Origin of the sequence: Lachnoclostridium phytofermentans (genome assembly GCF_000733755.1) — a bacterium.
In the GTDB taxonomy this organism is placed as follows: domain Bacteria; phylum Bacillota; class Clostridia; order Lachnospirales; family Lachnospiraceae; genus Lachnoclostridium; species Lachnoclostridium phytofermentans_A.
Window position 1 is genome coordinate 228,604 of the sequence record NZ_JPOF01000003.1, and the last position, 12,592, is coordinate 241,195.

General features: G+C 35.1%; 11 protein-coding genes. 1 reads left to right on the top strand and 10 read right to left on the bottom strand.

The genetic code is table 11. The annotated features are described in order from the left end of the window. From speB to CC92_RS0106470, 3 genes are read right to left on the bottom strand one after another with little or no spacing between them, the layout of a single operon-like run. Window positions 1–855 (bottom strand): agmatinase, encoded by an 855-nt coding sequence (speB, locus tag CC92_RS0106460; protein ID WP_029503771.1) that lies wholly within the window; start codon window positions 853–855, stop codon window positions 1–3. Next, window positions 848–1,699 (bottom strand): polyamine aminopropyltransferase, encoded by an 852-nt coding sequence (gene speE, locus CC92_RS0106465; protein WP_029503770.1) that lies wholly within the window; start codon window positions 1,697–1,699, stop codon window positions 848–850. Before speE ends, speB begins: the two co-directional genes overlap by 8 nt. Further along, on the bottom strand, window positions 1,699–3,153 hold the full coding sequence (locus CC92_RS0106470; protein WP_155998628.1) for an aminotransferase class I/II-fold pyridoxal phosphate-dependent enzyme: 1,455 nt from the start codon (window positions 3,151–3,153) through the stop codon (window positions 1,699–1,701). The genes speE and CC92_RS0106470 overlap by 1 nt, the downstream gene beginning before the upstream one ends. An 857-nt stretch (window positions 3,154–4,010) precedes the next feature. Here CC92_RS0106470 and CC92_RS0106475 point away from each other — a divergent pair. Further along, window positions 4,011–4,919, top strand: a complete 909-nt coding sequence (locus CC92_RS0106475; protein ID WP_029503768.1) for an AraC family transcriptional regulator — start codon at window positions 4,011–4,013, stop codon at window positions 4,917–4,919. A 77-nt stretch (window positions 4,920–4,996) separates the two neighbouring features. Here the strand turns inward: CC92_RS0106475 and CC92_RS0106480 are convergent, their stop codons facing one another. The 7 genes from CC92_RS0106480 to CC92_RS0106510 all read right to left on the bottom strand — a co-directional run bounded on the left by CC92_RS0106480 (window position 4,997) and on the right by CC92_RS0106510 (window position 12,363). Beyond that, entirely contained in the window at window positions 4,997–7,186 is a 2,190-nt protein-coding gene (locus CC92_RS0106480; RefSeq protein ID WP_029503767.1) for an alpha-galactosidase, read from the bottom strand. Window positions 7,187–7,277: 91 nt separating this feature from the next. Further along, the gene (locus tag CC92_RS0106485; protein ID WP_029503766.1) at window positions 7,278–7,694 is read right to left on the bottom strand and encodes a CBS domain-containing protein; all 417 of its coding nucleotides are present in this window, start codon (window positions 7,692–7,694) and stop codon (window positions 7,278–7,280) included. 291 nt (window positions 7,695–7,985) lie between these two features. Next, the gene (locus CC92_RS0106490; protein WP_029503765.1) at window positions 7,986–8,561 is read right to left on the bottom strand and encodes a hypothetical protein; all 576 of its coding nucleotides are present in this window, start codon (window positions 8,559–8,561) and stop codon (window positions 7,986–7,988) included. A 504-nt stretch (window positions 8,562–9,065) separates the two neighbouring features. Continuing rightward, entirely contained in the window at window positions 9,066–9,512 is a 447-nt protein-coding gene (locus CC92_RS0106495; protein WP_029503764.1) for a DUF1893 domain-containing protein, read from the bottom strand. Further along, on the bottom strand, window positions 9,496–10,038 hold the full coding sequence (locus CC92_RS0106500; protein WP_029503763.1) for an ECF transporter S component: 543 nt from the start codon (window positions 10,036–10,038) through the stop codon (window positions 9,496–9,498). Before CC92_RS0106500 ends, CC92_RS0106495 begins: the two co-directional genes overlap by 17 nt. A gap of 2 nt (window positions 10,039–10,040) precedes the next feature. Further along, the gene (locus tag CC92_RS0106505) at window positions 10,041–11,156 is read right to left on the bottom strand and encodes an aldo/keto reductase (protein ID WP_029503762.1); all 1,116 of its coding nucleotides are present in this window, start codon (window positions 11,154–11,156) and stop codon (window positions 10,041–10,043) included. A 223-nt stretch (window positions 11,157–11,379) separates the two neighbouring features. Beyond that, window positions 11,380–12,363: a S8 family peptidase gene (locus tag CC92_RS0106510; RefSeq protein ID WP_029503761.1), complete on the bottom strand. Its 984-nt coding sequence runs from the start codon at window positions 12,361–12,363 to the stop codon at window positions 11,380–11,382. Window positions 12,364–12,592: the final 229 nt, after the last annotated feature.

A 12,592-nucleotide genomic window follows, 5' to 3' on the forward strand; every position in this document is an offset into this window, starting at 1 on the left:
TTATTTTGCTAGCATAAGCATCAGCTCTCGAAGAAGTTTACACGCTAACGCTGTGGAAGCACCACTTTGGTCATAGATTGGTGAAAGCTCATTCATGTCTGCTGCTACCACCTGTAATCTTGAAACCTTACGTAAGGCTTCAAATAATTGTAGGAAGGTAACTCCACCAGCCTCTGGTGTTCCCGTTCCTGGAAATACGGAAGGGTCAAGTACATCTAAGTCAACCGTAAGATAAACTGGTACTTTCTTTTTTTCCAATTCATCCACTACCAAATCCAAGGTGTGAAAATCGAATTTACAGGTAGTAACGTGTTCATTACTAAATAAAAACTCTTCCTTATCACCACTTCGGATTCCGAACTGATAAATCTTTTTATCCCCTACCAACTCATGACATCTTCTCATCACTGTTGCATGAGATAGTTTTGCCCCAAGGTAATCTTCTCTTAAATCCGCATGTGCATCAAAATGTAGGATATGCACATCCTTATACTGCTTTACAACCGCACGCATAGTTCCTAACGTAACCAGATGTTCTCCGCCAATCATAAGTGGGAACTTTCCATCTTTCAGTACTTTAGCAGTATATTCTTCGATCATCGCAAGCGGCCTTACTGGGTCACCAAATGGAAGTTCTAAATCTCCTCCATCAAAGATTTGGTAATCCGTTAAATCTTTCTCCTGATATGGGCTAAAGGTTTCAATTCCATAGCTTTCATTTCGAATTGCAGCACTTGCAAATCTAGTACCAGGTCGGTAAGAAGTAGTTCCATCGTAGGGAGCTCCAAACAATACCATCCTACTCTCTTCATAGCAAGCATCACAGCCTAAAAAGGTATGTATATTTTTATTCATTGCTGCTTAACAACTCCTTTACGTAATTTGGTAGATAAAAACACCCTTTGTGTAAGTCAGTATTATAATATCTAACCGGTAGCTTCAGATCGTTCCATTTCTTTTCGTTTAAGTCCTTAATTGGATCGTATTTCTTTGAAGCAAATCCAAATAGCCAATGTCCCGACGGATAAGATGGAATATGGCATTGATATACAGTACTTAATGTAAAAACAGAAGTAATGTGACGGTGTGCCTTTTGCACACTTCCGGAATGCTCATTATAAAATGGGCTTTCATGTTGATTAATTAAGATGCCATCACTATGAAGTGCCTTATAACAATTTCCGTAGAATTCTCTTGTAAATAACCCTTCTGCAGGTCCGAAGGGATCCGCACAATCTACGATAATCAAATCGTATTCATCTTGTTTTCCACGTACAAATCGAAGTCCCTCTTCAAAATGCATCGACACTCTTTTATCCTGCAACTTACAAGCGGTAAATGGCATATATTCTGTACAAACCTGTACAATTTCTTTATCAACTTCCACCATGTCAATATGTTCAATCGTTTCGTATTTTGTAAGTTCTCTTATGGTTCCTCCATCTCCTGCTCCAATCACAAGGACATTGCGGACATTCGGATGAACTGCCATAGGAACATGAGTTATCATTTCATGATAGATAAACTCATCTTTTTCGGTTATCATTAATTCCCCATCTAATACAAGTACGCGTCCATACTCGTAAGTTTCAATGATATCGATTCGCTGAAACTCACTTTTCACACTAATTAGCTGTTTTCTCATCTTCATCGAAAAGCGAACGTCTTTTGTGTGTTGATCTGTATACCAAAGTTCCATTACTCTACCTCGACAATATTGATATTTTCAATCTTCATGTCCTGAGTACCAGTCATGAAGCAACCTTTTTCCTTCGCATATGCGATGTAATGCAAGATATCTTCTGTGATGCGTTCTCCTGGCGCTAGAATTGGTATCCCTGGTGGATAACACATTACAAATTCTCCACAAATCTTTCCTTTGCTTTGATTAATAGGCATGGAACGTTTTTTACTATAAAAAGCTTCCTGAGGTCCCATCACAATTTGAGGATTAATATATTCATGATCAAACATTCCTGCCTTATCCTTCTCGTGAAGTCTCTTTATCTCTGAAAGAGCGGAAATCAGACGCTCAATCTCAAGATTTCGGTCTCCAGAAGAGATAATCGCCAGGATATTCCCAATATCACCAAACTCAATCTGTATCCCATAGTCATCTCTTAAAAGATCATATACTTCAATCCCTGCTAGTCCAATATTTCGTGTATGTATCGATAGCTTTGTTGTATCAAACGCATATACCGTATCCCCATTAACTAGTTCTTCACCGAAAGCGTAATAGCCTCCAAGTTTATTTATTTCCTCTCGTGCATAAGTAGCAAAATCTATCGTTTTATCAAACATACTCTTACCGTTTAAACTAAGATTCTTTCTTGCAATATCAAGCGAAGAAAGAAGTAGGTAAGATGCACTTGTTGTCTGTGTTAAATTAATTACCTGACGCACATAGTCAGCATTCACCGAATTTCTTGTTAGTAAAATAGAGCTCTGAGTTAAGGAACCTCCTGTTTTATGCATGCTTACCGCAGACATATCTGCTCCCGCTTCCATGGCGGAAACTGGTAGAGCCTCATGGAAATAAAAATGTGTTCCGTGAGCTTCATCTACAAGCACAAGCATGCCATATTTGTGAGCAATTTTAACAATCTCCCTTAGATTCGAGCAAATTCCATAGTACGTTGGATTATTTACAAGAACTGCCTTTGCATCCGGATTTTCTAGGATTGCCCGTTCCACATTCTCCACTGACATACCAAGGGGAATTCCAAGCTCTTTATTTGTACCCGGGTTGATGTATACTGGTATAGCCCCACACACTACTAAGGCATTAATTGCGCTTCGATGTACATTTCTTGGCATTATAACTTTATCTCCGTTTTTACACACAGCCATAATCATAGCTTGTACCGCCTGCGTAGTACCATTCACTATAAAAAATGCATCATCAGCTCCAAACGCCTCTGCAGTTAGTTGCTGAGCCTCTTTTATGACAGAAACCGGATGACAGAGATTGTCTAATGGCTTCATGGAATTCATATCAAGACTTAATGTTGTGTCTCCTAAAAAATGTTTTAATTCTTTATTTCCACGGCCACCTTTATGACCTGGCACATCAAAGTGAGCCAAACGATTCAGCCTTTGTTCCTCTAAGGCTCTGTGGATAGGGGTATCCTCCTGAGTCAATACCTTCATACTTCTCATACTTCCTTCCTTTTGTCATAACAAGAAGTTCCATGAAACTACATCAAAACTTTTCCATGTTTCCCCATGCGTCGATTTAGTATACACGATGAAAAATATTTTTGCAAGAGTAATATTAAACTACTTTCTTAGTATTACTGTTACTTTTGCCTGCATTTTTTTTACTTTTCAAAAAAGTAGAGGTTTTACTAACCACTAAATTTACTATTACTATACCTAAATTTCCTTTAAAAATCAGCTCTTTTTCTAGTTTGGAATAAATATCTAGTTCGTTTTAAAAAATACTCAAAAAAAAATTTTTTATTTTTTCAAATTCATAAAAGCAGCCAAAATAGATCCCTAAAATCCCCATATTCTAAAATACTTCACTTTGTTAAGAGCTTACTAAGTAATTAATTGTAGCTAACATCATCTTAAGGAAGAGCATACTTCTTAACTATCTAAAATATTTCATAACTCCATTTTATTATTTTAGTAATGTATAGATATGCATTTTGATTGTATAATATATCATTCAATTCATAAATTCTATTAATTTAATTATTTATTTCGATGTACAATATTTCAAAAAAGATAGACATTCGAATCTTCCTATAATAAAATACTACTGTCAAGGTGTATTAAATTGAGTGTTCCTATGCTCACTCATATGTTGATTTATTCAACCATTCTGTGATATTGACTATCTATCTTTTCTGGTTTCTTGCAGAACTTTGTTATTCCTAAGTATACTTGAATTACATTCAATGTAAAAATTTTTGTTGGCTTTTAACCTTTTTAAATCATAATTAAAATACTTGTATGGGGTACTTGAACTGCATATATATCAACAGGAGATTAATAAAGATATGAAAAATTTACAAAAGAATTACATAGCAAAAGATATTATTTCAAAACAACTGGAGAGATTTAGTTTTCACCCTTATACTTTTACTCACTATATTCAATCTCATCCAACAAAACTAAGAAATGAGGCTTTGGTACATTTTAAGATGCTCATCTTACTACATGGTGCATTTGATATCATTAGCAATAGAAAACAATATCATGTATCAATCCCTGGTACAATTATTATCATAGAACCACTTTTATTATTCGATTTATCCTTTCGTGAAAACAGTGGGGTAGAGTTTTATTATATCGATTTTGACATAACTTCAAATTCAGATATAGGCGAGATGACGTCTATATTAAGACCACAACCAATTAATATTCTTGATGATATGAATCATGAACTTATACTCTCTCTCTTTGCAGAAATAGACAAAAAAATTATCCACAAGAGTGCCGGAAATTATTATATGGTCAAATCATTGCTAGAATATATAATAGCCATGGTTTGGAGAACATATGTCAATCAACTACCTAATTTTCATTTTTTTGATTTAGAAAAAACCCCACAAGAGAAAATCGTACTAGGGTGTGTTAACTTCTTAAACCGTAATATGAATCGATATGTATCCGTGAATGAGTTATGCCGAGTCATTAATGTATCACAAAGCTATTTGTATCAATGTTTTATGTCTACACTAAATTGTTCTACAAAAGACTTTTTAACCAGCTATAAGTTGCGTCGTATTGCTTATGATTTAGTACAAAACCAACTATCCATAGAGGAACTAGCACGAAAATATGGATTTACTTCAATCTATTCCTTTAGTACTACTTTTAAAAAATACTTTGGGATTTCTCCTCTAAAATATCGTAAAGAATGGCTCTTAAAAGATCAAGTGAAAGACTATGAAAATAATTCATAATCATAATAGTACAAATTTATGGATTTTCTACCATTTATAAAAAGAGATATTGCATAGTTATGCAATATCTCTTTTACTTATTCTACACGGATCAGATGGATTAGCATGGATTTATAATCTCCCCAGAGACCAGTAATATCAATACCAGCCTGCATATAAGCTTCTCCAGACTGAGTTAAATTCATCTCTTCCCAACTGTACATTGCATCTGGATCAAGTCCTTTTAAATAAATCCTATAGGATTGGAAATTAGGTCGAGCTAAGACCTGTACGTAGGTTACAAGAGCTTCTGACTTATCTTTTGCTACTATCATATAACAGTCTCTACATGGATCATCAAGAACAGATGAAATTCTATAATAGTCTCCAGTACGAATGAGATCATTGTGCTTATGATATAGCGCAACCTGTTTTGGTATCATCTCTTGGTCTTCCTTTGATATTTTCGTTACATCCAGTTCATAACCAAAGGTACCAGCCAGAGCAACATGCCCTCTTGTCTCAAATGGTGTGATACGACCAACTGTGTGATTTGGACAATCGCTTACATGAGCACCTATACAAGAAATTGGATATATCATTGCAGTTCCTCTTTGAATCTTTAGTCTCTCTACTGCATCCGTATCATCGGAACACCATATTTGAGGACTATAATATAACATTCCAGGGTCAAATCTTGCGCCTCCACCAGAACAATTTTCAAGTAATAAATGTGGAAATTCAGTGATTAGTTTCTCTTGAACTTCATATACACCAAGGACATAACGATGGCTTAGCTCTCCTTGATTCTTTGCTTCTAAGGCATAACTTCCGAGGTCACAAAGTGGACGATTCATATCCCACTTTACATACTCAATATTGGCGCTATGTAATATCTTACTTATCCTCTGATAAATATAGTCACGAACTTCTTTTCTAGAGTAATCAAGTACAAATTGCTGTCTGCACTGACTTGGTTCTCTGCCTGGAATCTGAATTGCCCAGTCGGGATGCTTCCGATAAAGTTCAGAATCTGGTGAAATCATCTCAGGTTCAAACCAGATACCAAATTTCATACCAAGCTTATTCACCTCATTTACCAAGTATTCTAAACCACCTGGTAACTTTTCTTCATTCACAACCCAATCACCAAGCGCACAATCATCATTGTTTCTCTTGCCAAACCAGCCATCATCCATAACTAGCATCTCAATCCCTAACTTAGAAGCATTTCTTGCAATATCAAGTAACTTCTCCGTTGTAAAATTAAAGTAGGTAGCTTCCCAGTTATTAATTAATATTGGCCTCTTCTTATCTTTGTACTCTCCACGAATTAAGTGGTTTCGATAAAGATCATGAAATGTTCTTGTCATCGTACCGATGCCTTGCGAAGAGTACACCATAACCGCTTCTGGAGTAGTAAATTCTTCCTTTTCTTTTAATTCCCACTCAAATTCAACAGGATTAATTCCCATCTGAATCCTGATCAAATCAAATTGACTCCGCTCCGCTACTGCTGTAAAGTTTCCAGAATAAACAAAATTAACTCCATAAGCCTCACCTAACTCCTCCGTTGTATGTTCTGAAACAATAGCTATGAAAGGATGTTCCTGATGACCAGACTCACCACGAATACTAGATACACCTTGTATCCCATGTCCGATTTTTCGCCGCTCAATCTGTCTCTCTCTCGCCCAGGAACCATGCAACGTTATCATCTCATATCCCTTATCAGGCAAATCAAAGGATAAGGATAAGGCCTTCGTTAACATAATGGAGTCTTTTGACTGATTTCTTATTTTAACATTTCTTGTAATTGCATCAATATGTTCAAATACAGTATAGGAGAGTATAACCTCTAGATTTAAATGCTGATCTACGCATAAAAGTTCGAGTGTAGTACACTCCTCCTTATTCCCAAAAGTTGCAGGTAAACCTGACAATTTAGGTTTTCCAGCGTAAATTTGATGACTCTTATATGTAATACCAACCGCACGATGTCCTGAAACCGTTTTAACCTCAAAAGCAGACTGTCTAAAATCTCCGATTCCATGGGTTGGATATTCCTGTGGATATGCATCCATAAAAGAAACACGTTCTCTATTCCTACGGGATGGAAGTGGTCCCATAAGTTGTTGTTTCCAGAAACTTAAATTCGTATCTCTCAACCTCTTACCGTAGTATACATGCCCAATAAATCTCTCCTCATCTATTAGGCCAATCATATAAGTCGTATTCGGAGTATCAAGTTTAAAAATATGCTCCTGCTCATGATATATAATCCCCATATTCTCCTCCTGAAAATATATGTACAAAGAAAGCCTAAGAATTAGGCTTTCTAATGCCATCAAAGCTACAGTTTTTTGATATATTATTCTTTTACTTAGAAGTAGAAGGCATTATTGCCTCCGTACAATACTGCATTATTGCCTTTCTGGTTACAATTCCAATAAAACGGTCATCATCATCTAATACAGGGACAAAATTTTGGTTCATTACCAGATTAACTAATTCCTCTACTCTTTTGTCTGCCCTTACTGCAAAATGGTTTTTTCTACGAACAATTTGTTTTATCTTCACCTTACTAAAAGTATCAGGATCCTCATCTCCGTGTTCCAGTACGTACCATAAAAGATCCCCTTCTGTTACTGTTCCAATATATCTTCCATTCTTATCTATCATTGGTATTGCAGAATAACCGCGCTGCTTTAACGTCTCAAGCGCCTGTTTTACCGTAAATGTATCATAGATATACGCCACCTCAATTTTCGGGGTTAAGAAGAATAGTATATTCATCGTATGGCTTCCTCCTGCTTGTCTTACATCAAGATGATTATAGCACTTATCCGCACAACAGTAAAGGAAACTATCCTGATTAAATTCTAAAAAAAAAGGAAAATCTAAGTGCTGATAATGCTATTATGGTAATTCTTTTTGCTTTATAAAAAACGTTTTTTGGACATAAAAAAGCGGGAGAAAATCGTATGGTTTAAGATTGCTATAAGTCTTTTAAACCTTAGATTTGTCCCGCTTTGATAAATTAGATATTAGTTCCATAGTTGTAAAGCATTTAACATCCTTATGTATCTATATTCTTTTTACTAATTTGTAATATTGTTCTGCAACTATTCTTCCAATAATAGTTAACGCTAGGATGACATATACTGTTAAGTTAAAAGCTAATTGCTGATCAGCATAACCACTCTTTACATTAAAGAACGGATCAATAATTTTTAAAATCAACATTATTGATGCTAAACCAATTAAAATTGTGCTGAACGCTCTTCTACAGCTCTCACCGTGTTTCCACTCAAACTTCATCTTTAATCCTGTTAAGAAACTGGATATAGATAATATTAAACCAACTAAGTAGATTACTAATGGAATTGCCGCCATTATCACGAATGAGCCACCATCTGCTGTATCTTTAAAAATTTTATAGAGTAATTTCCAGGAGTTCCATAAGTAATATTGCGTATGACTTTCTAGTACACCTGCTTCATGATATAAATCAAAATAAGCTAATTTGTACAGCATTATAACGGGAATAACTAATGATAATACTAATAGCACATTATACATAACATTCAATGTTTTCATATTTGGTGCTTTTTTGTCAAGACTTTCGTTATTCCATTCATCATCTTTGTTCTTTTTTGACATTGCAATTCCTCCAATCGCCTTACCATATAATGTAAACGCTTACATATATATTATACATAATATTCATTTGTATTACAACATATTTATTGCATATTTTACATATTAATTTACAGTCTTTTCTATATTATTAAACCTATTGTACTATTATTCTTGATTTTATATTATTTTTTTGTGCACATCCATAATTTTAGTATATTTAAATTTAAATAGTAATAATCCATTTTTATTTATACTTTTATTTATACTCAATAAAAACAAATGCAATTAGTAACCTAAAAAATAACAATAAAAAGGTATATTTTATCATCTTTTCCTATTATAAAAGGACAAGCTTAATATTCTAAGTAATTGCTCTATGCAAAGAATGTTAAACTTGTCCTTATTGACTTATTATCCTTGTTAGCTTTCTTAATCCTAGTTAGTTTCTTAATCCTTGTTAGCTATTAATACTCATTATAGTTTCCTATTACTATTAAGCATTATGACTCATTTTTCATTGAAATACTATGATTTCATATTTTGTTGCATGGCTGCCTGCATTTTCTTAATCTTATCCTGTAATAAATTATATGCAATCTTTGTATCAGTTACATTTAATACTGTCTCCTCCATTGGACACATACCATCTCCAGTACGATTAACAATATACGGCACTAAGTTTTGATACTCAAATTCAATGTTATATTTTTGCAAACATTCAGTGGCATGCTCACTGATAACCTCTGCATGGAGATAAGAAATACCTCCCTCAATTAATAGCATTGCTGCAGCCTTACCTATTACTTTATCAGCAACGTAGGCACCACTTAGTAACTCTTTGTTTTCGCTAAGAAGCTCCATAATTGGTGCTATCCCTCTTTTTTCTGAAGTAGACCATTCTCCATCCTTATACAAAACGAAGGAATAGCCTCCTTCCTTTAACTTTTCTGTCACTCTATTTTTCTGATCCATGAAATAAACCACTCTTTCTACCTTGATAAACAATTGGAGGTATTAGTACTAATTGAATAAGAATCCCTGGTATTCCTTGAATAGTAGCATTTACTGCTGCAATTGGCCCCATCATCTGAAGATGTAACAACTTAGTTGCTACAAGCAAACATAATGCATATACTCCTCTTCCTGCTATCATAGCAATCACTAAGGATAAATAAATCCTAACAATAGAATTCTTTAACTTTAAGTTGCGATAACATAGCCCCGCTATAAGTCCATAAATCGCTAATTCAATCACCATAAATGGCAATCTCTGCAGTGGCGGCATTCCTGTTAATAAGGAACTAAGTGCAGGAGTGATACCTCCTACAAGTACTCCCCACCATGGTCCCATAAAAAAACCACATAGTAACACTGAGATATGCATCGGTAATAATACACTTCCGGTATTTCCTATTGGGATAAAATGAAATGCTTGGGGTATTACTACACCCAAGATTAAAAATACTGCACTATACACTATTTGTTTCGTTTTTGTCATATCTATTGTACCTCAAAGCATGTCGCCACTTTTTTCATGACATCACTAATTGGTATCGCTTGTGGACATACTTTTTCACACTTTTTACAACTTCTACAAGAGTCTGCTTTGTTTTCTATTTCTTCGTAGATTTCTTTCGCAGCATTCATCCCTTTTGCAACTGTTGCGTTATAGGCTTCAAATGTTTTTGGAATATCTAGTCCAAATGGACATGGCATACAATAAGCACACTTAGTACAAGATACCAATGCCATGGTATCATAAATACGCTTCGCGTTCACATACATCTCTTTTTGGTCATCGGTTAACATACCAATCTTTGATCTACTCGCATATTTAAGATTATCTTTGGTTTGCTCCATTGTGCTCATACCACTTAACAATAAGCTTACTTCTTTACGATCCCATAGAAAATCCAATGCCCATTCCACTGGTGTTTTTTCTTTACTTAAAACCTCTAATACATTTTGAGGAGGGTTTGCAAGCTTACCACCAAGTAAAGGTTCCATAATGATAACACCAAGCCCTTTGGAAGCAGCATATTCCATTCCTTCTAGCGTTGCTTGATTATGGATATCGATATAATTCATTTGGATTTGACAAAAATCCCAAGAATCATAGCAGTCTACTATGTTTATAAAAGTTTCTGCATTATCATGAAAAGAAAAACCTATGTAACGTATCTTTCCATCCGCCTTTGCTTGTTCCATCTTCTTAATTAGATCAAATTTCTGAATGACATTCTCAAACCGCTCTTTTCCAATTGCATGTAAAAGATAGAAATCAATCGTCTCCACTTGCAATTTACTTAATTGTTCCTCTAAGATACGATCAAAATCCTCTGGACATTTGATTGCCCATACTGGACACTTTGTAGCTAAATATGTTTTTTCTCGGTAGCCATCCTTTAACGCCTTACCTACTAATACTTCACTCATCCCTTGATGATAAGGGTAAGCAGTATCAACATAATTGACACCTTCATCAATTGCATGGCGTATCATTTTAATCGCTTCTTCTTCGTTAATTGTACCATCTTCTAATACTGGAAGTCTCATCGCACCAAAACCAAGTGCAGACACCTTTGCCCCAGTATTCCCCATACTTCTATATTCCATATGTTCCTCCAATCCTGCGCGTCACTTTTTACGCATTATAATCACCTTCTTTCGCTATCTTTTCATAAAAAGAGCCAAGCACTAAGACACAAAAGAAGGTTTTCTACTTCTTATTGTAAGTCTTAGAGTTGGCTCTAAGTCAAGTACTTTTTTTCATATCACCGTATTATATCGCTTTCATATCACTGGTTATGCAAAGTTAATTTCACATTAATAAAATTTCTTAAACTTTTAAGAGGTTCTCAATATTCAAAAGTCCCCATCCTTGTTTACTCTGGGGTTCTCCAAGACTTACACAGCTATCTCGTAGCTTAATTTTTACTTCCTTTGGCGTCAGATTCGGTCTAATTGATAATAGCAAAGCAATTGCTCCACTTACAATTGGAGTTGCCATACTAGTTCCACTTTTTTCAGTATAAAAATTACCATATCGCTCTCTGCCACCCTTCATATTAGCAGTAAAGCGATTTATATTTGAAGCACGAAACATATCCGTCCCATAAGACCTTGCAAGTGCACAACTCATAATATTACTCGCTGGTGCAACTATATCCGGTTTCTTAATACATTCAAAAGTTGGTCCTCTTCCGGAGTAATTTTTCGCACGATTTCCCATTAATTCAACTTCAATATTATCATCTGACGCACCTACGGTAATTATTTTCTTACTACTCCCAGGAACTGCAACACTGCCTAAATTCGGACCGCCATTTCCAGCAGCTGCTACCACTACAATTCCACTATTCCATACATTTTCAACTGCTTGAATTAAATTTCTTCCATCCTGACTAATTTCTTTGTTGCCCATACCAAAAGATAAATTGACAATACGGATACCAAGTTCCTCCTTATGCTTCACAATCCAGTCGAGTGCTATGAGTACATCTGATATATTTCCATCTCCTTTATAGTTCAAAGTTTTCAACATAATCAGATTACAGTTTGGTGCCACTCCCATATATTTACCACCAGAGGCATAACCGCTTCCTCCAATAATTCCTGCGACATGCGATCCATGGCCACAATCATCGTATAATCCATTCCTCTGATGAATAAAATCTTTAAAATAAATCTTACGATTACAATTTTTTAAAAAATCCGGATGCTGACATATCCCAGTATCTACTATTGCTACCCCTATCCCGGTTCCGTATATCCTATGATCATGAGCGTACCTTAGCCGGATGGTCCTGCTCGCTAGGTCCATTGCTGTCTCCATGCTATAAGGATTTTGATAAAGACTTCCTTATGTTTATTCTTTCATTCTCTATTATCTTATTCGTATTCTTTTAATCGGCTACTCCAATTGAAGAGTTCGTGATGATTATATTAGAAATAGAAAGGCTATCATCTATGAAGAGTTAGGCCAGCCTGCAATAATTTGTAACAAATAATTTATTAATACTTCCTACCTGTAGAATATAATTTATCACTTT

Coding starts and splice junctions, on each gene's coding strand:
- CC92_RS0106485 (WP_029503766.1), bottom strand. CDS start 7,694: ATGAATATACTATTCTTCTTAACCCCGAAAATTGAGGTGGCGTATATC.
- CC92_RS0106490 (WP_029503765.1), bottom strand. CDS start 8,561: ATGTCAAAAAAGAACAAAGATGATGAATGGAATAACGAAAGTCTTGAC.
- CC92_RS0106495 (WP_029503764.1), bottom strand. CDS start 9,512: ATGGATCAGAAAAATAGAGTGACAGAAAAGTTAAAGGAAGGAGGCTAT.
- speB (WP_029503771.1), bottom strand. CDS start 855: ATGAATAAAAATATACATACCTTTTTAGGCTGTGATGCTTGCTATGAA.
- CC92_RS0106480 (WP_029503767.1), bottom strand. CDS start 7,186: ATGGGGATTATATATCATGAGCAGGAGCATATTTTTAAACTTGATACT.
- CC92_RS0106475 (WP_029503768.1), top strand. CDS start 4,011: ATGAAAAATTTACAAAAGAATTACATAGCAAAAGATATTATTTCAAAA.
- CC92_RS0106505 (WP_029503762.1), bottom strand. CDS start 11,156: ATGGAATATAGAAGTATGGGGAATACTGGGGCAAAGGTGTCTGCACTT.
- CC92_RS0106470 (WP_155998628.1), bottom strand. CDS start 3,153: ATGAAGGTATTGACTCAGGAGGATACCCCTATCCACAGAGCCTTAGAG.
- speE (WP_029503770.1), bottom strand. CDS start 1,699: ATGGAACTTTGGTATACAGATCAACACACAAAAGACGTTCGCTTTTCG.
- CC92_RS0106510 (WP_029503761.1), bottom strand. CDS start 12,363: ATGGACCTAGCGAGCAGGACCATCCGGCTAAGGTACGCTCATGATCAT.
- CC92_RS0106500 (WP_029503763.1), bottom strand. CDS start 10,038: ATGACAAAAACGAAACAAATAGTGTATAGTGCAGTATTTTTAATCTTG.